This window comes from Psychromonas algicola (assembly GCF_004378355.1).
Lineage (GTDB): Bacteria > Pseudomonadota > Gammaproteobacteria > Enterobacterales > Psychromonadaceae > Psychromonas.
Map to the genome: position 1 here is coordinate 71,270 of NZ_SNUB01000003.1, position 25,025 is coordinate 96,294.

General features: G+C 36.8%; 23 protein-coding genes and 1 riboswitch. Of the genes, 15 read left to right on the plus strand and 8 right to left on the minus strand.

Features of this window, described 5'->3' with window-relative positions:
* Positions 1-26: 26 nt before the first annotated feature.
* From E2R67_RS02285 to E2R67_RS02305, 5 genes are all read right to left on the minus strand, one after another.
* Positions 27-758 carry an ABC transporter permease gene (locus tag E2R67_RS02285; RefSeq protein WP_243836933.1) on the minus strand — a complete coding sequence of 244 codons (732 nt, stop codon included), beginning with the start codon at positions 756-758 and terminating at the stop codon, positions 27-29.
* 82 nt (positions 759-840) lie between these two features.
* Positions 841-1,620 (minus strand): ABC transporter ATP-binding protein, encoded by a 780-nt coding sequence (locus tag E2R67_RS02290; RefSeq protein ID WP_134289323.1) that lies wholly within the window; start codon positions 1,618-1,620, stop codon positions 841-843.
* A complete protein-coding gene (gene thiD / locus E2R67_RS02295; RefSeq protein ID WP_134289324.1) occupies positions 1,617-2,456 on the minus strand; it encodes a bifunctional hydroxymethylpyrimidine kinase/phosphomethylpyrimidine kinase in 840 nt (279 codons plus the stop codon). Before thiD ends, E2R67_RS02290 begins: the two co-directional genes overlap by 4 nt.
* A gap of 180 nt (positions 2,457-2,636) precedes the next feature.
* Positions 2,637-2,735, minus strand: a riboswitch (TPP riboswitch).
* A gap of 387 nt (positions 2,736-3,122) precedes the next feature.
* Positions 3,123-5,501 (minus strand): AsmA family protein, encoded by a 2,379-nt coding sequence (locus E2R67_RS02300; RefSeq protein WP_134289325.1) that lies wholly within the window; start codon positions 5,499-5,501, stop codon positions 3,123-3,125.
* A 100-nt stretch (positions 5,502-5,601) separates the two neighbouring features.
* Positions 5,602-6,063: an Lrp/AsnC family transcriptional regulator gene (locus tag E2R67_RS02305; protein WP_134289326.1), complete on the minus strand. Its 462-nt coding sequence runs from the start codon at positions 6,061-6,063 to the stop codon at positions 5,602-5,604.
* Between the two features lie 151 nt (positions 6,064-6,214).
* Here E2R67_RS02305 and E2R67_RS02310 point away from each other — a divergent pair, with 151 nt between their 5' ends.
* On the plus strand, positions 6,215-7,261 hold the full coding sequence (locus E2R67_RS02310; RefSeq protein WP_166739296.1) for a PLP-dependent cysteine synthase family protein: 1,047 nt from the start codon (positions 6,215-6,217) through the stop codon (positions 7,259-7,261).
* Between the two features lie 11 nt (positions 7,262-7,272).
* On the opposite strand, the gene E2R67_RS02315 is transcribed toward E2R67_RS02310, so the two are convergent.
* Positions 7,273-8,406, minus strand: a complete 1,134-nt coding sequence (locus E2R67_RS02315) for a DUF1501 domain-containing protein (protein WP_134289328.1) — start codon at positions 8,404-8,406, stop codon at positions 7,273-7,275.
* Positions 8,407-8,410: 4 nt separating this feature from the next.
* On the minus strand, positions 8,411-9,781 hold the full coding sequence (locus E2R67_RS02320) for a DUF1800 domain-containing protein (protein WP_134289329.1): 1,371 nt from the start codon (positions 9,779-9,781) through the stop codon (positions 8,411-8,413).
* A 260-nt stretch (positions 9,782-10,041) separates the two neighbouring features.
* Here E2R67_RS02320 and E2R67_RS02325 point away from each other — a divergent pair, with 260 nt between their 5' ends.
* Positions 10,042-11,061, plus strand: a complete 1,020-nt coding sequence (locus E2R67_RS02325) for an endonuclease/exonuclease/phosphatase family protein (protein ID WP_134289434.1) — start codon at positions 10,042-10,044, stop codon at positions 11,059-11,061.
* Positions 11,062-11,140: 79 nt separating this feature from the next.
* Here E2R67_RS02325 and suhB read toward each other — a convergent pair whose 3' ends face one another.
* Positions 11,141-11,929, minus strand: coding sequence for an inositol-1-monophosphatase (suhB, locus tag E2R67_RS02330; RefSeq protein ID WP_134289330.1), 789 nt, complete (start codon positions 11,927-11,929; stop codon positions 11,141-11,143).
* A 215-nt stretch (positions 11,930-12,144) separates the two neighbouring features.
* On the opposite strand from suhB, the gene trmJ reads away from it, so the two are divergent.
* The 13 genes from trmJ (at position 12,145) to E2R67_RS02395 (ending at position 24,724) form a co-directional block, all read left to right on the plus strand.
* Entirely contained in the window at positions 12,145-12,900 is a 756-nt protein-coding gene (gene trmJ, locus E2R67_RS02335; protein WP_134289331.1) for a tRNA (cytosine(32)/uridine(32)-2'-O)-methyltransferase TrmJ, read from the plus strand.
* 149 nt (positions 12,901-13,049) lie between these two features.
* Entirely contained in the window at positions 13,050-13,526 is a 477-nt protein-coding gene (iscR, locus tag E2R67_RS02340; protein ID WP_134289332.1) for a Fe-S cluster assembly transcriptional regulator IscR, read from the plus strand.
* 17 nt (positions 13,527-13,543) lie between these two features.
* On the plus strand, positions 13,544-14,758 hold the full coding sequence (locus E2R67_RS02345) for an IscS subfamily cysteine desulfurase (RefSeq protein ID WP_134289333.1): 1,215 nt from the start codon (positions 13,544-13,546) through the stop codon (positions 14,756-14,758).
* 52 nt (positions 14,759-14,810) lie between these two features.
* On the plus strand, positions 14,811-15,191 hold the full coding sequence (iscU, locus tag E2R67_RS02350) for a Fe-S cluster assembly scaffold IscU (protein WP_134289334.1): 381 nt from the start codon (positions 14,811-14,813) through the stop codon (positions 15,189-15,191).
* 69 nt (positions 15,192-15,260) lie between these two features.
* Positions 15,261-15,584 carry an iron-sulfur cluster assembly protein IscA gene (gene iscA / locus E2R67_RS02355; RefSeq protein WP_134289335.1) on the plus strand — a complete coding sequence of 108 codons (324 nt, stop codon included), beginning with the start codon at positions 15,261-15,263 and terminating at the stop codon, positions 15,582-15,584.
* A 91-nt stretch (positions 15,585-15,675) separates the two neighbouring features.
* The gene (gene hscB, locus E2R67_RS02360; RefSeq protein ID WP_134289336.1) at positions 15,676-16,185 is read left to right on the plus strand and encodes a co-chaperone HscB; all 510 of its coding nucleotides are present in this window, start codon (positions 15,676-15,678) and stop codon (positions 16,183-16,185) included.
* A gap of 32 nt (positions 16,186-16,217) precedes the next feature.
* Positions 16,218-18,086, plus strand: coding sequence for a Fe-S protein assembly chaperone HscA (gene hscA / locus E2R67_RS02365; RefSeq protein WP_134289337.1), 1,869 nt, complete (start codon positions 16,218-16,220; stop codon positions 18,084-18,086).
* A gap of 30 nt (positions 18,087-18,116) precedes the next feature.
* Entirely contained in the window at positions 18,117-18,455 is a 339-nt protein-coding gene (fdx, locus tag E2R67_RS02370) for an ISC system 2Fe-2S type ferredoxin (RefSeq protein ID WP_134289338.1), read from the plus strand.
* A 21-nt stretch (positions 18,456-18,476) separates the two neighbouring features.
* Positions 18,477-18,677: a Fe-S cluster assembly protein IscX gene (gene iscX, locus E2R67_RS02375; RefSeq protein ID WP_134289339.1), complete on the plus strand. Its 201-nt coding sequence runs from the start codon at positions 18,477-18,479 to the stop codon at positions 18,675-18,677.
* A gap of 55 nt (positions 18,678-18,732) precedes the next feature.
* Positions 18,733-20,049, plus strand: coding sequence for an aminopeptidase PepB (gene pepB, locus E2R67_RS02380; RefSeq protein ID WP_134289340.1), 1,317 nt, complete (start codon positions 18,733-18,735; stop codon positions 20,047-20,049).
* Between the two features lie 274 nt (positions 20,050-20,323).
* Positions 20,324-23,374, plus strand: a complete 3,051-nt coding sequence (ydiJ, locus tag E2R67_RS02385) for a D-2-hydroxyglutarate dehydrogenase YdiJ (protein ID WP_134289341.1) — start codon at positions 20,324-20,326, stop codon at positions 23,372-23,374.
* Positions 23,375-23,409: 35 nt separating this feature from the next.
* Positions 23,410-23,838, plus strand: coding sequence for a hotdog fold thioesterase (locus E2R67_RS02390; protein ID WP_134289342.1), 429 nt, complete (start codon positions 23,410-23,412; stop codon positions 23,836-23,838).
* Between the two features lie 46 nt (positions 23,839-23,884).
* Positions 23,885-24,724: a CvfB family protein gene (locus tag E2R67_RS02395; RefSeq protein ID WP_134289343.1), complete on the plus strand. Its 840-nt coding sequence runs from the start codon at positions 23,885-23,887 to the stop codon at positions 24,722-24,724.
* The last annotated feature ends 301 nt before the right edge of the window (positions 24,725-25,025 follow it).

Consider the following 25,025-nt stretch of genomic DNA (forward strand, 5'->3'; position numbering starts at 1 on the left):
TTGTATATTTGTTTGTTTATAAAAGATCAGACTTCCCAAGGGATGAATTTTTTTAACAGTTTGTCGGTGATGAAATATAAACAGACGGATAACGCGGATAAGATAAATAAGGCGGCAAACATCTCATCAATTAACATGCGAGCGTTTGCTTGTAGCATCAAATAGCCAAGGCCTTCACTTGAACCTATCCATTCGCCAGCAACAGCACCAATAGGCGCGATCACCACAGCAACACGAATACCTGAGGCTAAAGTGGGTAAAGAAGCGGGGAATTGAATACGACGTAACATCTGCCATTTCGTTGCACCCATGGTTTTAGCTAAATCTAAATAACCCATGGGCGTGTTTTTTAAACCGTCATAACAGCAAGTGGTGACGGGGAAAAAGATAATAATCGCCGCCATTACGACTTTTGATGAAATGCCATAACCTAACCAAAGCATTAAAATAGGGGCAATGGCAAAGACTGGAATCGCTTGGCTGATGATTAAAATAGGTAGTAACCAACGCTTGAGTGGTTTAAACAATAACATTTGTAATGCAAAGCATAAGCCCATAGACAAGCCTAACAATAAGCCAAAAATGACTTCCTGTGCCGTCACTAAACTGTGTCGAAATAATACATCGTGGCGTTCAATAAGGCGTTCAAATACTGATAACGGTGCTGGTAAAATAAATGAAGGCAGTTCAAATATAATTACAATAGCTTGCCAAATGGCGATAATAATTAGAAAGCTAATCGTTAAGCGTAATAGCATATAAAGCGGCTTATCAACTTGATTAATGCTTTTATTAAATTGCTTATGTAAATTATTTTGAAGCTTAGCAATAAGAAGAAGGTTACTCATAATCTGCCTCCAATCGCTCAATAATGGTTTGTTGTAAAGCGGCCGATTTTGCATCACTATTTCTAGGTGTTGTAGTAGAAGGAAGTGTTAATGGTTCTGCAAATGCGGGAGTGCCTTGCATAATATAAAGCTGGTTGGCTAACCTAATTGCTTCTTGTGGATCGTGGGTAATTAATACAACAGTTTTATCTTTCAGTAATTCACAGGCTAGATTTTGCAATCGATAACGAGTGACTGCATCCAATGCAGAGAAAGGCTCATCCATTAATACAATGGGTTTTTCTTGCATCAATGTTCTTGCTAAAGCAACGCGTTGACGCATTCCACCTGAAAGCTGTTGTGGCAATAAAGTTTCTTTGTCAGTTAATCCCACTTGCTGTAATAACTGCTTTGCTTTATTAATTTGTTGCTGTTTATCGCTTTGCGATTTTTTAGTATTGGCAGAAAACTTTTCACTCAGTAATACATTATCTAAGACAGTTAACCATGGCATCAATAAATCTTGCTGAGCCATATAAGCCACTTGCTCTTTTAAATCAATTTCAGAGCTTGTCGATAATGAGCCAGAAAACTGTACTTTGGTGTTAAGTAAATTCGCCAAATATCGCAATAAAGAGCTTTTTCCACAGCCACTTCGACCAAGAATACAGGTCCAATTAGATGCTAGAATATCCATATTTAATGACTTTAATATAGGCTCATTACTGTCGTTATAACGTAGTGTTACATCTCGAATAATGATGCTTGGAGAGGCTTGTTGCTGATTCATCATTGGTTATTCTGTTTGTAAAAATGATGAACAGGACCGTGACCTTGGCCAATCGAAAGTTGATCCGCATAGGTCAATGCTTGTGTAATGTAATCTTTACCGAGTAGCACTGCCTGCGTTAATTCATGTCCTTGTGCAAGGTATGAAGCAATAGCGGAAGACAATGTACAACCTGTACCATGAGTGTTGTTGGTAATGATTCGTTTAGCGGTTAGTTGTTGTACTGAATTGGGGGAAATTAGTAAATCATTACTCTCTTTGTCTTGTTGTAAATAACCACCTTTTAATAATACTGCTTTTGCACCTAGTTGGCGTAATCCTTCAACCATAGATTGCATTGCTTGTTCATTGATTGAAAGTTGAGACCCAATTAAAGCTGCGCCTTCTGGTAAGTTGGGGGTGATTAAATCAGCCATTGGTAGCAGTTCTGCTTTTAAGGTGTCGATAGCAGATTTTTCTAAGAGAAGGTCGCCATTACGGGTTACCATGACAGGGTCAACAACTAAAAACTTAGGTTGGTACTGTTTTAACTTTTTAGCTACCACTTTAATAATGTCAGCATCCGCTAACATGCCCACTTTTACTGCAACAATATTTAAATCACTAAAAACCGCATCAAGTTGTTTTTCAACGTGTTCAAGAGGAATAGGGTGAATAGCTGAAACAGAGAGTGTATTTTGTGCTGTGATCGCTGTGATTACTGAGCAAGCGTAGCTTCCGGTTGCTGACATTGCTTTAATATCTGCTTGAATACCTGCGCCGCCGCCACTATCAGATCCTGCAATGGTTAATACGATCGGTGTAGTATGTTGAGTATTGGCTGTGTTAACTTTGGTCATAATCGCTCCGAATACTGCTCACACGGAACTAGACTGCTCAAAGCAAAAGCTCATCACAGCAAACCAAATAATCTTAATTAAGTTATGTTTATCAAATAACATTAACTTTTTAAGATTTAACACAATGAATACATTCATTCTATAAAGCGGTTTTATAGAAAGTAGAATAAGTTCAATAAGCGGTATTTGGACATAGTTCCCTGCGCCAGTACTAACTGTATCAGGTTCAACGGGTATCGATTATTCGATCTCAGCCTTTTGGCTCCCCGACTATAAGTGGCTAAATGATAACAACTTCTGTTGAAAGCGCAATTGCTATCATAAAGTGATTTTGAATCTCGTTTGTATAATACCAATCACGATAAATAGCTTACCTATTTTGCTGGCTAAAACAGCCCACTTCTTCGTTATATTTTTATTTTGTAGATGTCGTAAAAGGAACAGCCATTAAAGTATTAAAGTGTTTTTATTTAATACTACCGATAGAGGGTTAACGAAGTTAACCTCTCGAAAGGTGTCAATTTATACCTTGAATTGAACTGTTTTTTCTTCATAAAATTTAGATAACATATTTAACGCAATCGGTATAAATAAGTCATCGGTTTTTGTGAAACAAAAATGCCGCTATAAAAGCGGCATTTTATGGTTGAATAAAACGTTGAGATTTTAAAAGAACTTCTTAAGTTGATCTTTTAATTTATCTTTAATCTCATCAGCAGATTTTTCTTTTAGTTTTTCCTGTTGACGTTTTAGCTCAGCTGCAGCTTTGTCTTTTAAAGCTTGTTTTTTTGCTTCTAATTCTGATTTTAAAGCACTTTCTGTATCCAGTTTGATAGAAGGATCGGCAAAAGGGCCGCTAATTAATAAAGGTATGGAGATACCGCCGAGATCCGCATAACTAGTTTCTTCAGTTGTTTTAGAAAGCGGTGTAATACCCAATTTATAATCAAGCGTTTGTTTGATTGTATTTGCTGTACCTGTTCCATCTAAACGTATTACTGGCGATAACATAAGTAACTTCTGATTATTCACAATACCTTTCGCTACCGTAAAATCTCCACTCAATGAAGCGAAGTCGGTTTTCTTCACGCGTTTATCTTCAGGTAAAGTTTGACCTTTTAGCTTTGCTTTGAAAACTCGCACTTTCTCTGAAAGATTAATGCCATAAACTTCGCCATCGAGTATCTTAAAGCTGCCTTTTGCATTAACTCCCTGTTGGATTTTTGTTGCTGTTAAGCCTTGTCCATTAGCCACTAAATCAAAATTTGCTTTACCACTTAATATTTCAAGTTTTGCTGCATCTTTTAATAAAGGTAATAGGGTTAGGTCCTTTATTTTAATTGTAGCTTGGTATTTGTTTTTACCATTGGCTTCATTAACCCAAGCATCCAAATAAAGTGAACCATCATATAAATTGATAGTTAATGGTTTTATTGATGCTTGACCATCTTTAACGATTAATTTATTGGTTATTTTCCCAACTTTTATGTCTTCATAAAGTAAACCATCAAGAGAAAAATCTCCTCTGATATCAAGCTGTTTCAATATGCTTAGGTCAGGTTCAACTTGTTCTGTGGTTTCTTCTGTTTGTGCTACTACTGGAGTTACTGCTTCTTGCTCTGTTTCGCTGGTTTCTGTTTTTTCTGGCAAATACGGATTTAAATCCCAAACATTACCCTTTAATGTATAGCGAATAACTGGAATTGCTTGTTGTTTAAAACTCAGTTCACCATCAAGATGTAGTTGGTTTAATTTTGATTGTAGTGACGTTATATTTAATTGTTGCGCATTAAGGTCGTAACTAATATCCGTTTCAATTTTTGTATTTATTTTGTTTTTATGAATGGCTGGTGCATCCAATTCTGCATCTAATTTAAATTTTTGTATCACGATGTTTGCAAAGTCAGTTACGTTAAGTTCTTTAAAAGAAAGGTTCAATTCACCTTCTAACGCCTCACCATTTAAAGTATTGTTCAATTCAAATTGCCCAATTCTTGCTGTTTGTTTTTTTACATTTGCAGTCAGATTTGTTTTTAATGAAGTGTTTAATTGGTTGTTTTCTAAACTTGTACCATTTAAATTCCCCGTTAAGGTAAATGCTTCAATACTTAAATCATTATCGTCTAATACAAGCATGTCGTTGATTTTTAAATCTAGCTCACCTGTTAGAAAATCTCCTGAAAATAAGGTGTTGAGTGCAATCGTCTTAATGTTTAATTGTTTATTTTTAATTTGATAGATTAAACCCGTTTTAAAGCTTGTATTAATCGTGGTGTCAGGCAAAGCTTGACTTAATACTTTACTTTCAATAATTAAATCGGAAAGTGTTAATTGGTTTAAATCCGAATCTATCAATAAGTCCGTATCTATTGATATTTCAGCTTCTACTTGCTGATTTTTTATGAGCGTTGTTAAGCTGAAGTGAGATTGTTGATCAAAGGCAAACTCATCTAAAATAAGGCGTTGAATGGCTATTTGTTGATATTCACCTTTTTGATGATCGCTTATTTGAAATTGAGCATTGGTAATTGTGATACCTGATAAAGCAAGCTGAGAAAGGTAAGTGTTCGATGAAGATTCCGATGTTTTTTCTTCTACTTTATCTTCCGTTGGAGTGGTATTTTTAACCGTTTCAGTTGGATTGACTGCATCGACTGGATGTAAGTTATCTAAGTTTGATAAGCCATCTTTATTCGTAATAAGGTTAAACTCTGCACCATCTAAAATAACTTCACCAATTTCTAGTTTACCTGTTATTAAAGGTAAGATATTAATTGAAACGGCTGCTTCTTTAATGGTTACAAGGGTTGTTTCTTCAAATTCTGGGCTGTTTTTTAAAATGACTTCGCCACTAGCAAAGCCTAAAACTGGATAGAAACTCCAACCAATATCGCCAGCAATTAATAAGTCTCTATTAAGTTTGTTTTTAACTTGCTCTTGAATTTCTTGTTTGTAATCGTTGGGATCAATAATGGCGATCGCAAGAACAACGCTGACAAATAGAAGGGCAAAGGTAATCGATGCCAATTTCAAAAACAATTTCATTAAACTATCCTTATTACAGAATTAAATGCTGAGGGTAAAGTCATAAGACTCAGATGTCTCAATAGTGTAATGCCTTTAAAACTTTATGACCATTATTTCATCATGTAATAGGCAATTCAGTCGTAAACTTTAACTGCTGCATAGCAAAACTTGAATTTACATCGGTTAAACCGGGGACGTTATTTAACAACTGCTGATAAAAGAGGTCATAGCTACGTATATCTTTAACAATTACTTTTAACAAATAGTCATATTCACCCGCCATTCTATAAAACTCTAATACTTGTGCGAATGTCTTTACTTGTTGTACGCATTGTTTCAACCATTCTTCAGAATGTTGTTGGGTTTTTATTTGCACAAAAGCAACCAGTTCAAGGCCAACTTTTTGAGGATCTATTAAGGCCACTCGTTTCTGAATGATGCCTTCCTGCTCTAAACGTTTGATTCTGTTCCAACATGGAGTGCTGGTTAAATTTAACTGCTCAGCTAATTGTTGTAATGATAATGAAGCATCTTGTTGCAATAGGGCGATAATCTTTTTATCTGTGCTATCTATATTCATGGAGATCCTTAGTCCTTAAGATTTATTTTCTTTAAAATCTATTTAAATGGAAATTTATTCTTTTATTTTTTCTTTATCAAGATTTTTAAGGCGTTAATTCTTTTTGTCGCAGGTTAACATTAACTTTTAAGTAAATGGGATAACTATGAATATTCAACGTCAATGGGTCGCTGAAGCGATTGCTAAAATTCAGGCTGATTTTCAACGCAGTGCAGATACACATTTAATTAAACTTGATTTACCTGACTTACAAGGCATTGATATCTATTTAAAAGATGAAAGTACGCATCCAACAGGAAGTTTAAAACATCGTTTAGCGCGTTCATTATTTTTATATGCATTATGCAATGGAAAAATTAACCAACACACTACGATTATTGAAGCTTCCTCTGGCAGTACGGCTATTTCTGAAGTTTATTTTTCTCGTTTGTTAGGGCTACGATTTATTGCCGTGATGGCGAAATCTACAAGCATAGAAAAAATCAAGCAAATACAGCATTACGGTGGAGAATGCTTTTTGGTGGATGCTACAGATCTTATTTATGCAAAATCAGAAGCGCTTGCTGAAGAATTGCAAGGATATTATATGGATCAGTTTACTAACGCAGAACGAGCGACTGATTGGCGCGGTAATAACAATATTGCCGATTCTATTTTCAAACAAATGAAAAATGAACCCAATCCAATCCCTAAGCATATTGTAATGAGTGCTGGTACAGGCGGGACGAGTGCAACTTTAGGTCGTTATATTCGTTACCATCAATTAACCACTGAGTTAACTGTTGTTGACCCTGAAAATTCGATTTTTTATGACTATTTTTTAACGGCTAATAAAGCGCTAACTCACAATAAGTATAGTTTGATTGAAGGAATTGGACGGCCTCGTGTTGAACCTTCATTTATCACATCAGTGATCGATCATATGATGCGTATTAGTGATAAAGAGTCGATTGCAACCATGTTATGGCTGGAGACATTACTAGGTAGAAGAGTCGGCCCGAGTACGGGAACAAATATGATGGGAGTACTTAAAATAGCGAAAAGAATGCATGAGCAAGGTGAAACAGGATCAATTGTCACCTTACTCTGTGATCGAGGAGACCGTTATCACAAGAGCTATTACAACCCTCAATGGGTTGCCTCGCATATTGGTGATATTAGCCAGCAACAGAACAACTTAACTGGATATTTTGTTTAACGTAAAGTGTGCTATCTAAACATTTTTCCTTGATAAGAGTTGCTTGTTGGAAAGATATGATTGATTTGCTGCTCATTTAAATGCCAATGCTGTTTCAATGAGGCGGCAATCCAATCAAAAGTATTGCTTGTTGGTTGTAAGTCACGTTGTTGGAATAATTGAGCTTGTTGTAAACCAGGCCATTTTCCTAATACTTTTCCGCCATTAATTTTACCGCCAGCTAAAAACAACGCACTGGCTGTGCCGTGATCGGTTCCTCTGGTGCCGTTTTCTTTAACCGTTCGGCCAAATTCAGTGGCAATAATCACTAAGGTATTATTCCACTGCTCTGCGAGTTCTGTTTTTAAAGCCTGCAGTCCTGTATCGAGCACTTTAAGTTGGCGTTCTAACTGTCCTGCTTGGTTTTTATGAGAATCCCATCCCCCGAGAGTTAGCATTGCACAATCAATATTGTCCTGTGTTAATAATTGTCCACAGGACTGACTAAGACTAACAAAGTTATTTTTTTGCGTTTTTTCCATGCTGTTTTTATCAAGCATGGCATCCATCGATAAACCTTCCTGTAACTTGGCTAATAAGTCAGGGGAATCTTGATACAAATGCTGTAGAGCTTGGTAAGTTTCTTGTTCGGCGTTAGGTAAACGAGAAGGATACCAAGTTTTACTTAGTTGGTTGGCTCCTCGTAAACTAATTGGTGTGGATTGTGAAATAGCAATGGCTTGTTTGTTTTTTGTTTGTACTAAACGAGCTAACCATCCATTTTCTAAATCCGGTACAGCTAATGCACTTTCCATATAATCCTGACCGTCAAAGTGAGATCGCTTCTTATATCCGGAGTAGGTTGCAACAATGGGTAATAATTGTTTTTGTTGGTACCATTGATGTAAATTTTTTAAAGAAGGATGCAGTGCATAGCCATTATCTAAAGGTAAGCACTTTCCTTTAATATGATTAAATAAGGTGGGCCTTAACGTTTGCAGTTCAGCTTCAAAAGTTGGCACTAAGGTATGTAGGGAATCTAACGCACCACGAAGCATAACCCAAACTACTTTAGGCTGCTTAGGATGATTAGTCAGTGCCAATAATGGTGTTTGGTAAACGACTAAACTTGCGGCTAATGCTTTTAAAAAATCACGACGTAACATTTTATTATCTCCTCAAAAACTCGGGGCTAAGTAAGAGTAGAGTGAGCGCTTGTTGACGACTTTCCGCTCGGGTAATGCTTTCATAACTATGTGTGCTCAAGGAGGTTAAAAATAAATTTTCAATAAAGGATTCAATATTAATGGTGCGTAATTGTTTTTTCGCTGCCAAGTTCGATGCCCAATTAATACGCGCGATTAATGCATTTGAGCCATTCCAATCTTCCTTTTGATCACTATAACCTGCTGGAGAGCCAGCTTTAAAAGGTTCTTGGCCTAACACTGATAGTGCGTTTTGAACTTGTTTGATTGGAAGCTTTTTGATGGCTAATGCACGATAAGTAGAAATAACGTATTCGCGAGGTGTTTTATATTTTTGTTGTTGAAGTTGCCATAATAAAGGGTGATTAATTAATGCTTTAAACACTGTTTTTAGGTGGCCATTACTATTATGCCAATGGGCTGTTAAATGGTTGATGAGTTCCTCAGGTGCTTGGTCGGTAATAAAATGTTGGATTATTTTAGTACAAACAAATCTTGCTGTATTAGGATGATTAGCAAGATCTTTAAGCATTTTTTCTCCTTGTTTAATGCCTTTTTCTGGATAGGCTTTACCCATTAAATGTCTAATGCCGGGTTCATGATGATAATTTCGGTATACAAAGCCCTGTTGTTTATCTTTATCGGGTCTTGATACGCTCCATCCAGTAATGCCTTTCGCGAGTTCTTTCACATCTTCTTGTTGATAACCACCATTTACGCCTAGCGTATGAAGCTCTAAAATCTCTCGTGCTAAATTTTCATTTAAACCTTTGCCATTTTTGGCTGAACGAGTGGAAGGACCGATGGATGTTTCATTGTTAAGATAGATTAACATCGCTGGGTGTTTACAAACGGCTAGTAATAATACTTCAAAGTGAGCAAATAAATTAGGTGCAATTGCTTCTCTTTCTAAGGTGGCAGCAAGGCCTTTCATTAATTGCCCCTGTGCGGTTACACTAAAATGGTTAGAAAAAAAGTCTAAACATCGCCAATTAAAACTATTAGCAGAGTTAATTGATTGCTCAAGCGCATCGGCGCTGAGGTCTTTATATATTGTTTGATGAGGATTTTGTGGCTGTTCAGCGTTATTCTTTAGTTTCTGTTGACGGAAGAGTTTAAGTGCTTTTCTATAATCTGAATGCAAGATTAAAATATCATTAGAGTGTAATAGCCGTTTATTAAATTCAACAGGAGGAAAAACCTCTAATTGATTTAATAGCCATGTTTTAGCTTGTCCTTGTATATTTTTAAGATCATCAGGACGAGCTCCTAAAGCAAAACGTTGTGTTGCTATGACTGCTTGATTTTCATTGGTAATTGATTGTGTATATTTCATCGCTGTTCGGCCTTTTATATACTGCGATATATTTTGAGAGAGAATAGCTTAGAAATTTATTTTGTATATAGGCGAAGATCATATAATAGAAAAGCTATGTGCAGCATATTAATCGTTAATTATTGACTCGCTATGCGATACTAGCCATTGTTTATATTTCTACTGGGGAACTTGTGCCAATTAACTCAAATAATTCCATTCTTCAAAGCGAATCAAATGACGTAGATCAAAGGTCAAACGTTGTAAAAGATGAATTAACCATCGCGACATTTAATCTTTTTAATTATCTTGCTCCGCCAGATGCATTTTATGACTTCGACCGTATTTATTCTGCCGAGCAATGGCAGAAAAAAGAAGCTTGGATTGCTTCTTATCTATGTACACATCAACCCGATATTATAGGTTTTCAAGAAGTTTTTAGTGCTGATGCGTTAGCAGCCTTAGTGAAACAAGAAGGTTATGAACATTTTGCCGTTGTAGATAAACCAACTGTCATCGATGATTTTATTTATCGAGATCCCGTCGTCGCATTAGCCAGTAAATTTCCTATTAAAGAAGTGTCTGCGGTCGCTGTCGATAATGAGCTTGCTTTACAACTTGGTTTAACTGAAGACTTTAACTTTAGTAGAAAAGTATTGAGATCCACTGTCGAGTTACCTCATTTGGGACTCTGTGATTGTTATGTTGTGCATTTTAAATCTAAGCGAGCGTCATGGCAGAGCGAAGTTGACGCATTAACTAGTTTAGAGGGCAATGTATTAAACCAATTTAAAGCACAAGTTGCTGGTGGTTGGGCATCCTCCATTCAACGTGGTAGTGAAGCAACTTTATTGATGATGAATATGCTTGAAAGAAGGGCGAAAACAGGTAATGCGATGTTGTTGATGGGAGATTTTAATAACCCAGTTAAAGATGGCATTCTCGCTCATTTATTAACGCCTAGCCTACTATTTAATAATGATGCAGCACAGCAAAGGCTTGTTAAATTCTATACGTTACGAGATGCATGGGATTTATATGAAACCAATAAATTAGCTCAACAATCACAAGAAGATGAGACCGTATTAATACGTCGTCCTTCTCATTACTTTGGTCAGAGTAGCTCTGTGTTAGATTATATTTTACTTTCTAGTGAATTTGATGCTCAAGAACAATCGAGCTTTTTTGAAGTAAGTGATTACATTAATACTGATAAACATTTAATTAATCCGATTTTTGATATCGATGGAGAAAGTACAGATCATGCTGTGGTAAGTATTAAATTAGCATTACGGAAATAGTTATTTTATTGAAAGTATAGATACAAAAAAACCAGAGCAGTTACTCTGGTTTCTTCATCTAATGGGATGTTTTGTTATTTTAAGCGGTATGCTTACGAATAACTGTTAACATCTCTTTTAATAATTTAGGGTTAGCTGCAACCACATTGCCTGATTTGAAGTAGTCATTACCACCTGCAAAGTCAGTCATCATTGCGCCAGATTCTTTCAATAATAATTCGCCAGCTGCGATATCCCAAGGTTTTAAACCAAACTCCCAGAATCCATCCATACGGCCTGTTGCAACGTATGCTAAATCTAAAGCTGCACTACCGCTGCGACGCATATCTGCAACATCAGTAAATAATTCTTGGAAAATATTTAAATAAGCTTCAAGGCTATGCTTTTGTTTAAACGGGAAACCTGTTGCTAGTAATGTACCGCCAAGAGTAGGGACTGTACTTGTACGTGTACGGTAACCATTGATTTGTGCGCTTTGGCCACGAACTGCTGAAAATAATTCATTGCGGATAGGATCAAAAACAACACCGACTTCAGTGCGTCCTTTAACTTTTAATGCGATTGAAACTGCGAAATGAGGAATACCGTGGATGAAATTTGTGGTTCCATCTAGCGGGTCAATAATCCATTGGTGATCTGTATCTGAACCATTATCAATGCCTGACTCTTCAGCTACAAAGCTATGGTCTGGGTAAGATTTGCGTAATGTTCCAATAATTGCAACTTCTGCTTCTTTATCAACACTGCTTACATAATCGTGAAGTGATTTTTCTTCAACTTCAACAGACTCTAAATTTTCATAACCTTTAACAATTACTTTACCCGCATTACGCGCAGCACGAATCGCAATATTTAACATTGGATGCATAGGATCACCATTAGATTTTAAAAGAACATGAAGGGAGATTCCTTCGGCGCGAAATTATACACAGGTCATACTATTGTGCAATATTTTAATTGTTTGAAATTTAGTCTAATAAATAGCCTTTTAATCTAAATTGAAGGTGCGCGGTGGTTTAGTTGTGTTTTAAACAATGCTAAACTTTGCGCTCAAAAAATTAACTGGTTTACGAAGGAAAAACGATGCTAGACAATGTTCGCATTATATTAATTGGTACTTCTCACCCTGGCAACATTGGTAGCGCGGCTCGTGCAATGAAAACCATGGGATTAACAGATCTTGTGTTAGTTGATCCTGAATGTGAAATTGATGGTAAATCAGTCGCACTTTCTGCGGGTGCAAGTGATGTATTAAAAAATCACAAAGTCTACAAAACGCTCGATGAAGGCATTGCTGATTGCGGTCTTGTTGTTGGGGCAAGTGCTCGTCCTAGAACCCTTGATTGGCCTATGTTAGATCCAAGAGAAATGGGTGTGAAAGTCGCTAGTGAAAGTAAACAGCATAAAGTTGCTTTGGTTTTTGGTCGTGAAAATAGCGGTTTGAGTAATGAAGAGTTACAAAAGTGTCATTTTCATGTGTTTATTCCTGCGAATCCTGATTATAGCTCGCTTAATTTGGCGATGGCTGTACAAACCTTAAGCTACGAAGTTCGTATGTCATTCTTAGCTTCTGAGTCTTTTCCTGAGGTGGTTGAAGAGTATCCTAGAGCTGCTGATTTTGAAGGAATGCTTGAGCATCTTCAAAAAACATTATTTGAAATTGGTTTTATTGTGCCAGCACATCCTGGATTAGTGATGGATAAATTACGCCGATTATTAAATCGTGCAAGACCTGAAATCAATGAGCTTAGAATGCTTCGTGGTATTTTTAGCAGCATGCAAAAATCAATTGCTCAAATACAAAAAAGCGATGATAAAGCACAAGATAGAGATAAATAAGTAACCAAACTAAAAGTAGGTTTTTTTACCTGACTAAATTTGTCGGGTATTTACTTGACTAAAATTGTCAGGTACTTATAATTAGCGCATTAGTCACTATTTATTTAATTACTTTTAGTTAAATAATATTTATTTATAGCGAACTCTATATGAAATTAACTTCAAAAGGCCGTTATGCGGTTACTGCGATGCTTGATGTCGCAATAAAAGAACACAATGGCCCTGTTCCACTTGCTGAAATTTCAGAAAGACAAGGAATATCTCTTTCATATTTGGAGCAATTATTCTCAAAGCTCAGACAGAGAGAGCTTGTGAGTAGTGTCCGAGGTCCTGGTGGCGGTTACAAATTAGGTAAAAGTAAATCAGAGATTTCAGTATCAATGATTATCGATGCAGTTAATGAAACAGTCGATGTGCGTAAATGCTCTGGTAAGGGTGGATGTCAGGAAGATGGAGTACAATGCTTAACACATTCTTTATGGGAGCAGTTAAGTACACGTATTAGTTCTTTTTTAGACAGCATCACACTTGAAGAGTTAATGGCGACTGAACATGTGCAACACGTATCCGAACAGCAGAACAACAAATTTACTAATAGCGAACTGCTTAATATTGTTACAAAATAAAAGCAGTGGAGAAAAAAATGAAATTACCAATTTATCTTGATTACTCAGCAACAACCCCCGTTGACCCTCGCGTTGTTGAAAAAATGGTGCAATATCTTTCTACTGACGGTGACTTCGGTAACCCTGCATCTCGTTCGCATCGTTTTGGTTGGCAAGCAGAAGAAGCGGTTGATATTGCTCGTGAACAAATCGCTGACTTATTGAATGCTGATTCTCGTGAAATTGTTTTTACTTCAGGTGCTACTGAATCAAATAACCTTGCGATAAAAGGTGCAGCGCACTTTTATCAGAAAAAAGGTAAGCATATTATTACTTCTAAAACTGAGCATAAAGCGGTTTTAGATACTTGTCGTCAATTAGAGCGTGAAGGCTTCGAGGTGACATATTTAGATCCTAGAGAAGACGGCATTGTTACACCGGAACAATTAAAAGAAGCATTACGTGATGACACGGTATTAGTAAGTTTAATGCATGTAAATAACGAAATCGGTGTGATTCAAGATATTGCCGCTTACGGTGAATTATGTCGTGCGAATAAAACCATTTTGCATGTTGATGCGGCACAAAGTGCAGGTAAAATTGAAATTGACGTACAAAAAATGAAAGTCGATTTGATTTCATTCTCTGCCCACAAAATGTACGGTCCTAAAGGTATTGGCGCCCTATACGTTAGCCGTAAACCGCGTATTCGTTTAGAAGCACAAATGCACGGTGGTGGTCATGAGCGTGGCATGCGTAGTGGTACATTAGCAACTCATCAAATTGTTGCTATGGGTGAAGCATTCCGTATTGCTAAAGAAGAAATGGCAAGTGAAAATGAACGTGTTTTAGCATTACGTACTCGTCTGCTTGATGGTGTAAGTGATATGGAAGAAGTTTATGTTAATGGTTCTTTAGAGAATCGTGTTGCCGGTAATATCAATATCAGCTTTAACTATGTTGAAGGTGAATCATTGGTAATGGCATTAAAAGATTTAGCTGTTTCTTCTGGTAGTGCATGTACGTCAGCAAGCCTAGAGCCTTCATACGTATTACGTGCGATTGGACGTGATGATGAGCTAGCACATAGTTCAATTCGCTTTAGCATCGGCCGTTTCACAACTGAAGCTGAAATTGATTACGCAATTAAAATTATCCGTGAAAATATCGGTCGTTTACGTGAAATGTCGCCTCTATGGGATATGTTCAAAGAAGGTATCGACATTAATAGTATTGAATGGTCACACCATTAATCATAACTAATACACACGTAAATATTATTTAACGAATTTAAGGAATAAAATCATGGCTTATAGCGAAAAAGTAATCGACCATTATGAAAACCCACGTAACGTAGGTTCATTCGATAAAGACGATAAAAGTGTTGCAACTGGTATGGTTGGTGCACCAGCTTGTGGTGACGTAATGAAACTGCAACTTAAAATTGATGCTAACGGTATCATTGAAGATGCTAAATTTAAAACTTACGGTTGTGGTAGTGCGATTGCATCTAGCTCATTAGTAACTGAATGGGTTAAAGGTAAATCATTAGAAGAAGCGGGTAAAATTTCTAATACTGAAATTTCAGCTGAGCTTGCATTACCGCCAGTAAAAATCCATTGCTCTATTCTTGCAGAAGATGCAATTAAAGCAGCAATTGATGATTACAAAAGTAAAAATGCATAAAAACATGGTGAAGTGATGATACTTATCATCGCTTTTACTTGTTGCTGATTTAAATAAACGGAGTCGATCTTGGCTATCACACTAACAGAACCTGCTGCAAAGCATGTATCAAACTTTTTAAAAAATCGTGGCTCAGGTTTAGGCCTACGCGTTGGTGTTAAAACATCAGGCTGTTCAGGAATGGCTTATGTGCTTGAGTTTGTCGATGTGCTAAATGACGATGATGAAGTCTTTACTAACTTTGGTGTTAATGTCATCGTTGATAAAAAAAGTTTACTTTATTTAAACGGAACTGAATTGGACTTTGTTAAAGAAGGTCTTAATGAAGGTTTCGAATTTAACAACCCTAACATTGATGGTGAATGTGGTTGTGGTGAAAGCTTTAGCGTATAAGCAAAGCGCATTGTAAATGTTCTCGAAGTCTGACTATGCTGCAGTATAGTCAGACTTTATTGTTTTATTCTTGCCTAGTTAGGAAATTGTTTTGAATTACTTTGAGTTATTTTCTCTACCTACAGATTATTCGATTGATAAAACTCGGTTATCTCAAACTTACCGTGACTTACAAAAACAATATCATCCAGATAAATTTGCAATGCAAGATGACAAAACGCGTTTACAGGCAATGCAAAAAAGCACTGAAATTAACGATGCTTTTGAAACCCTAAAAGATAGCTGTTTACGCGCTCAATACATATTGAAGTTAAGTGGCTTAGATATCGAATTAGAGCAACGCACATTACAAGATACTGATTTCTTAATGCAGCAAATGGAATGGCGAGAAAAAGTTGCTGATTTTACTGAAGACGATGAAGATGAAATCGAAGCCTTTAGTAAAGATATTTCAAAACTAGTTAGTGATTTAGAAGCTGATATTGAAACCGCATTAAAAAATAAAACGTTAGAGATCACCGCCAATCTAATCCGTAAATTAAAATTCATGCTGAAACTCCAGGTTGAACTTGAATTGTTAGAAGAGAAATTATTCGACTAGCGGTATCTAAAACATAATAGGATTATAAACGCATGGCATTACTCCAAATTGCAGAGCCTGGTCAATCGGCTGCGCCTCATCAACATAAATTGGCTGTTGGCATCGACTTAGGCACAACTAACTCATTAGTAGCGACAGTTCGAAGCGGACAAGCAACGACTTTGAATGATATCGATCAGCAAGATATGCTGCCATCTGTTGTTAACTATGCACTTTCAGAAGAAGATACACCGCAAGTGTTGGTGGGTAAAAGTGCATTAGAAAAATCAATTACAGATCCATTAAATACCTTGGTTTCTGCAAAGCGTTTAATGGGGAAATCATTAGCTGAATTAGATCAAACACATCTTCCCTATGAATTTTCAGCACATGAAAGTGGATTAGCACAAATTAATACTGTGTGCGGTCCTATTAACGCGGTTCAAGCTTCTTCTGAAATATTGAAAGTACTTGCTAAGCGTGCGACTGAAAGTTTGCAGGGTGAGTTAAGTGGTGCAGTGATCACTGTGCCTGCTTACTTTGATGACGCGCAACGTCAAGGAACTAAAGATGCTGCCCGCTTAGCCGGTTTACATGTTTTACGTTTGTTAAATGAACCCACTGCTGCTGCAATTGCTTATGGTCTGGATTCTGGAAAAGAAGGAATTATTGCCGTTTATGATTTAGGTGGTGGTACTTTTGATATTTCTATTTTAAATTTACATAAAGGTGTTTTCGAAGTATTAGCGACTGGCGGCGACTCAGCATTAGGTGGTGATGACTTTGATTTATGTATTGCTCAATGGATACAAGAACAAGCGAATATTAGTGGTGACATTACCCCACAATTGCAGCAAGAATTATTAAAAGTAGCACGAGCTGCTAAACAAGCTTTAACTGATCACGAAGAAGTCAGTGTAACCCTAGAGCAAGTTCAATGGTCTGGTGTTTTAAGTAAAGTATTATTTGAGCAGTTAATTACAAAATTAGTTAAGAAAACTATTCGTTCATGTAAACGTGCACTAAAAGATGCTGATGTAAGTTTGCAAGATGTTGTGGAAGTTGTGATGGTCGGTGGCTCAACACGTGTGCCACTGGTTCGTTCTGAGGTTTCTGCTTTTTTTGATAAGACATTATTAACAGGTATTGACCCTGATAAAGTGGTTGCTATTGGTGCGGCTATTCAAGCTGATATCTTAGTGGGTAATAAGCCTGATTCTGAAATGTTGTTATTAGATGTGTTACCGCTTTCGTTAGGCTTAGAAACCATGGGCGGATTAGTTGAAAAAGTGATCCCTCGAAATACAACCATTCCCGTTGCCCGAGCACAAGAGTTTACTACTTTCAAAGATGGCCAAACTGCCATGATGATTCATGTGCTTCAAGGCGAGCGAGAGTTAGTGGTTGATTGTCGTTCGTTGGCTAAATTTGTATTAACTGATATTCCTCCAATGGCTGCAGGTGCTGCGCATATTCGAGTCACTTTCCAAGTCGATGCGGATGGTTTATTAAGTGTGACTGCTATGGAAAAATCATCGGGCGTACAAGCTTATATTGAAGTTAAACCAACGTACGGTTTAAGTGATGATCAAGTGATGCAAATGCTATCTGATTCAATGACTTTTGCTGAAAAAGATATTCAAGCTCGTATGTTAGTTGAGCAACAAGTTGAAGCTAAACGTGTTGTAGAAAATTTACAAGCTGCTATCCAAAAAGATGGACAAGCATTACTGAATGAACAAGAGTATTCTGCAATAATAACAGCGATTGATGAGTTAACTGCGCTTGCTAATGGAAAAGATCTTGAAGCCATTAAAGAAGCGATTACATCAATTGATAAATTAACTGAAAATTATGCTGAAAAACGAATGGATGTATCAATCAAAGCTGCTTTAACGGGCCACACCGTTGATGATATTTAAGCGAAATTTAATAAAGAGAAAGGTTTTAAGATGCCAAAAGTAATATTTTTACCTCATGAAGAATTATGTCCAGACGGTTTAGTTGCTGAAGCGGCTGATGGTGAAACTGTTTTAGATGTTGCTTTAAAGAACCATATTCATATTGAACATGCTTGTGAAAAGTCTTGTGCGTGTACGACTTGTCATATCATTGTACGTGAAGGTTTTGATTCACTAGAAGAGAGCGATGAATTAGAAGATGATATGCTAGATAAAGCTTGGGGACTTGAGCCTGAGTCGCGTTTAGGTTGCCAAGCTTGTTTACAAGGTGAAGATTTAGTAGTTGAAATTCCAAAATATACGGTTAATATCGTATCGGAAAATCACTAGTTTTATTTTAAGGGGAACTTGATGATATTAAAATGGATAGATTCTTTAGAAATTGCATTAGCATTAATCGAACAATATCCTGAACAAGATCCTCTTGCGATTCGTTTTACGGATTTGCGTGATTGGGTAATTGCATTAGATGATTTTGACGATGACCCAGATGGCTGCAATGAACGTATTTTAGAAGCAATCCAACTCAGCTGGATTGATGAAAACGATTAGAAAATCAAAATAAACGCGAGCTTAGGCTCGCGTTTTGCTTTATTAAGGAACCATAATGAGCAAACCATTCTTAGTTACTTTATCAGATACAAAAGCCGATCCTATTTGGGGTGAAAAAGCCTTATTATCATTTGATCAACAACAAGCAACCATCCACCTTGATTATACCAGCGATATTTTATCTCAAGTACAAACTGCTGCACGTAAGCTTGATGGTATGTCGTTACCTAAAGTGAAATTAGTCGGTGAGCAATGGAATTCTGATTTGACCTGGGTATTCTGCCAAGGTTTCTACAATGCAAAAACAGGAGCAAATGTTGAGCTTCCTGAGTTAGATGATGAATCAATCAGTACGTTAAATAGTAAGAAATTAATCAGTGAATGGGTGAGAGAAACCATTAACTTAGGTCCTGCGGTTGTCACTCCTGAAGTGTTATGTGAAAAGGCGTGTTCAATATTAGAGCAAATCTGTGCAGATAAAGTGCCACTAACTTATAAGTTAATTGCTGGAGAGCAATTAGTTGCCGATGGGTATGTTGGCATTTATGAAGTGGGTAAAGGTAGTGTCAATATGCCTTGTATGCTTCAGTTAGATTATAACCCAAGTGGTGATCCTGATGCGCCAATTGATTATGCTTTGGTTGGCAAAGGCATTACTTTTGACTCTGGTGGTTACAGCTTAAAACCGAGTCCTTCAATGGCTGCAATGAAAAGTGATATGGGTGGTGCCGCAACCGTGACTGGCGCATTAGCATTAGCGGCTGCAAATGGTTTACAAAAGCGTGTTAAGTTGTATTTATGTTGTGCTGAAAATATGATCAGTGGTAAAGCTTTTAAACTAGGTGATGTCATTAAATATAAAAATGGCGTTACTGTTGAAGTGCTTAATACTGATGCCGAAGGACGTTTAGTCTTAGCCGATGGTTTAATTGCCGCGCAGGAAGATGGCGCTAAACAGATTATTGATGCAGCAACATTAACTGGAGCTGCAAAAGCGGCTGTGGGTCGCGATTATAACTGTATTTTGAGTATGGATGATGAGTTCACTGAGTCTGCTTTAGCTGCTTCAAAAGAAGTTAATGAAAAATTATGGCGTTTACCATTAGAGCCTTTCCATTTACAACAAATTGGTTCTGCGTTTGCTGATATAGCGAATATACATAGCGGTGGTGAAAGTATGGCCGGAGCATCAACTGCAGCAGCTTTCTTGGCTAAATTTGTAGAGCAACCTGAACAAAATTGGTTACACTTTGATATGTCAGGTAGTTATCAACTTGCTGCTAATGGTTTATGGGCTGTGGGTGGTAAAGGTCACGGTATAGAAACAATTAGTTCGTTATTACTTCAATCTGAACAGGTTGAATTAGATTAAATAAAGAACTGTTTTTGAAAACAGTGAGTTAAAAGCCAATACTTATTTTCAAAGTATTGGCTTTTTTATTGTTGGTTAACGTTGACTTATTACTGTTGCATCCACCTTTTGCAGTAAATTATTGTGAATTTAATTAAGCCGTTTCAAAAAATCTTTATAGGAAGCTCACTTTTATTATCAAAGTTTTTTATATCCTCTATTTTATGGATATTTATGCTATTATCTGCGTCTATTTACCCCCCGAATATCATTATTAGATTAGAGCGTTTTAGACATGATCCCAAATTTAAACCACCAAGAAAATATAAAGCAGGATACTTTTGCCTTTCTTAAAGCCTTAAGCGAAAGTGAGTATTCAGGTGAAATTGCCAAAAGTTACGCAAGTCGTTTAGCTGTTGCAACGGATAACAGTGTTTATCAATGTCTGCCTCAGGCAATTATTCATCCTAAATCGACTCAAGATATCATATTGATTTGTCAGCTTGCTCAGCAGACTGAATTTTCTGATATTCGTTTTTCACCGCGTGGTGGTGGTACTGGAACCAATGGTCAATCTTTAACCAATGATATTGTTTTAGATTTATCTAAGTATATGAATAATATACTTGAAATTAATGCAGAAGAAGGTTGGGTAAGAGTTCAAACAGGTGTTGTTAAAGATCAATTAAATGATTACCTCAGACCACACGGTTTATTTTTCTCGCCTGATTTATCAACAAGTAATCGCGCAACCATTGGTGGCATGATCAGTAACGATGCGTCTGGGCAAGGTTCTCTGATTTACGGAAAAACAAGCGATCATGTTTTAGGGTTAACCTCGGTGTTAATTGATGGAAGTTTATTAGAAACAAAACCATTAACGGCTGTTGATTTAATTGACCAAGTTGAACGTAACGATTCCATTGGTGCTATTTACCGTCAAGTTATTGATACTTGTGAAACTCAGCAACAAAATATTGAAGATACTTTTCCAAAATTAAACCGGTTTTTAACGGGGTACGATTTAAAACATGTTTATGACCATGAAACAGGTACTGTCGATTTAACGCGTATTTTATGTGGTGCAGAAGGATCATTAGCTTTTATCACTGAAGCAACATTGCACGTGCAAAAAATTCCAACTTACCGTACGTTATTTAATATTAAATACGATAGCTTTCAATCTGCATTACAAAATGCACCATTCTTAGTGAAAGCGAATGCGCTTTCTGTAGAAACTGTTGACTCTACTGTATTGAATTTAGCTAAAGAAGATATTGTTTGGCATAGCGTAAAAGAATTAATTAAAGACGTACCTGGACAAACGCTTGATGGTATTAATATCGTAGAGTTTGCAGAAGCGGACGAAGCCATTCAACAACAAAAAATCGATGCATTAATCGTGATGCTAGATGAGCTAATTAGCAATAAAGAAGCAGGCGTTATTGGTTATCAAATTTGCAGTGAGCTTGCTGATATTAATAAAATTTATGGTATGCGTAAAAAAGCGGTAGGGTTATTAGGTAAAGCAGATAGTCGTGCTAAACCCGTTGCTTTTGTTGAAGATACGTGTGTACCGCCTGAGAATTTAGCGCAATATATCATCGAATTCCGTCAGTTATTAGACGACAAAGGGTTACATTACGGCATGTTTGGGCATGTTGATGCTGGTGTGCTTCATGTGCGTCCTGCATTAGACTTATGCGATCCTGAACAAGAAAAATTGATGCGTGAAGTATCTGATAAGGTCGTAGAGCTAACTGCTAAATACAAAGGGTTGATGTGGGGCGAACACGGTAAAGGCTACCGTAGTGAATATGGGCCAGAGTTTTTTGGCGAAGTGTTATTTAATGAATTAAGAAAAATCAAAGCGGCGTTCGATCCAAATAATCGAGTGAACCCTGGGAAGATTTGTACCCCTTTTGATTCCACTGAAGAGTTAGTGAGTGTTGATGCTGTAAAACGTGGCGCATTCGATAGACAGATTCCAATTAAAGTACGTGAAAGTTACGCACAAGCCATTGATTGTAACGGTAATGGTTTATGCTTTAACTATGATACAAGCTCGCCAATGTGTCCTTCAGTTAAGGTGACTAGCGATCGAGTACATTCGCCTAAAGGTCGTGCTGGTTTAATGCGAGAATGGTTACGTCAATTAGCCAATAACGATATTGATGTATTACAACTTGAAAGTGATTTATACGCTGGTAAGAATGCGAGTGTATTTACTAAGTTTAAAAATACATTATCTAAACGCAGTGGAGAGTATGATTTCTCACACGAAGTGATGGAAGCAATGCAAGGCTGTTTAGCTTGTAAAGCGTGTACAAGCCAATGTCCAATTCAAGTGGATGTGCCAACATTTAGAGCGCGCTTTATCCATTTGTATCACGACCGTTATTTACGTCCATTAAAGGATTATTTTGTTGCTTACGTAGAACAATATGCGCCATTGATGGGGAAAATGCCGCGTTTCTTTAATTTCTTTACCGGTATGAAACTCACTTCAGTATTAACTGAAAAAATAGTGGGCATGGTTGATATTCCACAACTTTCATTTCCAACGTTAAAGTCTGCTTTAAAACAGCATGATATTACTGAGTTTGATCTTGATAAGTTACAGGCATTAACAACTGAGCAACGTGAAGAATATGTACTGATAGTACAAGATCCATTTACCACTTATTACGATGCGGATGTGGTGCGTGATTTATTGCTTACCATTAAAAAGCTAGGTTACAAACCGATTGTTTTACCTTTTAAACCAAATGGTAAACCACAACATATTAAAGGCTTTCTCAGTAAATTTGCTAAGACAGCTAAAAACTCTGCAGACTTTTTAAATCAAATGGCGAAGTTAGATATTCCATTGGTGGGTACGGATCCCGCTATGGTGCTTTGTTATCGTGATGAATATAAGCAAGCGCTAGGTGATAAACGCGGCACATTTAATGTGCAGTTATTCCAAGAATGGCTAAAACCACGTTTACAAGGTGAAGCGAAAGCCGCATCAAAAGCTGATTTTTATTTGTTAGGACATTGTACTGAGAAAACAGCTGAACCGACTTCAGGAAACGATTGGATTGCTATTTTTAAACACTTTGGTGGTTCGCTATCTGAAGTGGCTGTAGGTTGTTGTGGTATGGCGGGAACTTATGGCCATGATGCCGGTAAACTAGCAGATTCAAAAGCTATTTACAGTTTAAGTTGGGAAGCTGAAATAGCAAAACATGAACGCACTCAATGCCTTGCAACGGGGTATTCATGCCGTAGCCAAGTAAAACGTATTGAAGGTGAAACCTTGAAGCATCCTGTGCAAGCGCTATTAAGTTTACTTGAAAGCTAAATGATAGAGTGAAATGAACGTATAAGGATTCAATAATGAGTATTTGGAAAAAAAATACCGATTTAACGCGTTTAAATGCGATTAATGCAGATACGCTTATTGCATGGATTGGTATTGAATATACTCAAATTGGAGACAATTTTTTGAAGGGAACGATGCCCGTTGATAGCCGAACACATCAACCACATGGGGTGTTACATGGCGGTGCGTCCGTAGTGTTAGCTGAAACATTAGGTAGTGTTGCTGCTAATCTAGCGGTTCCCGATGATAAAGTCTGCGTTGGTTTAGAAGTTAACGCTAATCATATAAGAAGTATAAAAAAAGGCACGGTAACAGGAACGGCAACAGCTGTTCATATTGGTTACAGCACACAAATTTGGCAAATAGAAATTTGTAATGAACGTAATCAGTTAATTTGCACATCGCGATTAACCGTTGCGGTTATTGATAAACCCAAACATTAAAAGCTCATTTATTGAGTTTGTAAAAATAGAAGTTAAAGAGAATATTATGATTAAAGTAGGTGCTTATAACGAGCTTAACATCGTTAAAGAAGTGGATTTTGGATTATACCTAGAAGGTGGGCATGATTTTGGTGAGATCCTTTTACCAAAACGATATGTGACTGATGAAATGCAAGTTGGACAAAGCATTTCTGTGTTTTTGTATTTCGATTCAGAAGATAGATTAATCGCTACAACGCAACACGCTAAAGCAATCGCTGGTGAGTTTGCATCATTAAAAGTAATCGATACTAACCGTGCTGGTGCTTTCTTAGATTGGGGATTGCCAAAAGATTTATTGGTACCATTTAACCAACAGAAAGTAGCAATGAAAACTGGATTTAACTATGTCGTCTATGTTTATCAAGATGAGATTAGTGAGCGTTTGTTAGCGTCATCTAAACTAGATCGTTTTTTAGATAAAGAGCCTGCTGACTATAAAGTCGGTGAAAAAGTGGACTTGTTAATTGCAGATCGTACAGATATCGGTTTTAAAGCGATTATCAATCATAAACATTGGGGGGTTATTTTTGAAAGTGATGTCTTTGGTGATTTAGGTATCGGTAAAAAATGCAAAGGTTATATAAGACGTGTTCGCGAAGATGGAAAGATTGATCTAAGTCTAACGCAAACCGGTTATGCAAAGGTTGATGGATTATCTGACCGCATTTTATTAACGCTAAGACAGCATGATGGCTTTTTACCGCTCTCTGATAAAAGTACCCCTGAGCAAATTGCTAAAATATTAAAAATGAGTAAAGGTAATTTTAAAAAGGCTATTGGCCAACTTTATAAAAATGGCCATATTGTTATTGCTGATAACGGTATTACCGTCACTAATAAATAGTCAGTTACTTAGAGTTTTATATCTGAATTAAAAAAGCGCTTCGGCGCTTTTTTGTTACCTTTATTTATACCAATTACATTAAATAAGTGCTCTAAATTTTGTGCAGTAAAAATGGCTTATACCAATAGCGTTAAATATATTATCTAAATTTTGCAAAGAAAAAACAGTTCAATTCAAGGCGTAAATTGACACCTTTCGAGAGGTTAACTTCGTTAACCTTCTATCGGTAGTATTAAATAAAACACTTTAATACTTTAATGGCTGTTCCCTTTACTACATCTACAAAATAAAAGTATAACGA

Coding starts and splice junctions, on each gene's coding strand:
- E2R67_RS02285 (WP_243836933.1), bottom strand. CDS start 758: ATGCTATTACGCTTAACGATTAGCTTTCTAATTATTATCGCCATTTGG.
- E2R67_RS02290 (WP_134289323.1), bottom strand. CDS start 1,620: ATGATGAATCAGCAACAAGCCTCTCCAAGCATCATTATTCGAGATGTA.
- thiD (WP_134289324.1), bottom strand. CDS start 2,456: ATGACCAAAGTTAACACAGCCAATACTCAACATACTACACCGATCGTA.
- E2R67_RS02300 (WP_134289325.1), bottom strand. CDS start 5,501: ATGAAATTGTTTTTGAAATTGGCATCGATTACCTTTGCCCTTCTATTT.
- E2R67_RS02305 (WP_134289326.1), bottom strand. CDS start 6,063: ATGAATATAGATAGCACAGATAAAAAGATTATCGCCCTATTGCAACAA.
- E2R67_RS02315 (WP_134289328.1), bottom strand. CDS start 8,406: ATGTTACGTCGTGATTTTTTAAAAGCATTAGCCGCAAGTTTAGTCGTT.
- E2R67_RS02320 (WP_134289329.1), bottom strand. CDS start 9,781: ATGAAATATACACAATCAATTACCAATGAAAATCAAGCAGTCATAGCA.
- suhB (WP_134289330.1), bottom strand. CDS start 11,929: ATGCATCCAATGTTAAATATTGCGATTCGTGCTGCGCGTAATGCGGGT.
- trmJ (WP_134289331.1), top strand. CDS start 12,145: ATGCTAGACAATGTTCGCATTATATTAATTGGTACTTCTCACCCTGGC.
- iscR (WP_134289332.1), top strand. CDS start 13,050: ATGAAATTAACTTCAAAAGGCCGTTATGCGGTTACTGCGATGCTTGAT.
- E2R67_RS02345 (WP_134289333.1), top strand. CDS start 13,544: ATGAAATTACCAATTTATCTTGATTACTCAGCAACAACCCCCGTTGAC.
- iscU (WP_134289334.1), top strand. CDS start 14,811: ATGGCTTATAGCGAAAAAGTAATCGACCATTATGAAAACCCACGTAAC.
- hscA (WP_134289337.1), top strand. CDS start 16,218: ATGGCATTACTCCAAATTGCAGAGCCTGGTCAATCGGCTGCGCCTCAT.
- fdx (WP_134289338.1), top strand. CDS start 18,117: ATGCCAAAAGTAATATTTTTACCTCATGAAGAATTATGTCCAGACGGT.
- iscX (WP_134289339.1), top strand. CDS start 18,477: ATGATATTAAAATGGATAGATTCTTTAGAAATTGCATTAGCATTAATC.
- pepB (WP_134289340.1), top strand. CDS start 18,733: ATGAGCAAACCATTCTTAGTTACTTTATCAGATACAAAAGCCGATCCT.
- ydiJ (WP_134289341.1), top strand. CDS start 20,324: ATGATCCCAAATTTAAACCACCAAGAAAATATAAAGCAGGATACTTTT.
- E2R67_RS02390 (WP_134289342.1), top strand. CDS start 23,410: ATGAGTATTTGGAAAAAAAATACCGATTTAACGCGTTTAAATGCGATT.
- E2R67_RS02395 (WP_134289343.1), top strand. CDS start 23,885: ATGATTAAAGTAGGTGCTTATAACGAGCTTAACATCGTTAAAGAAGTG.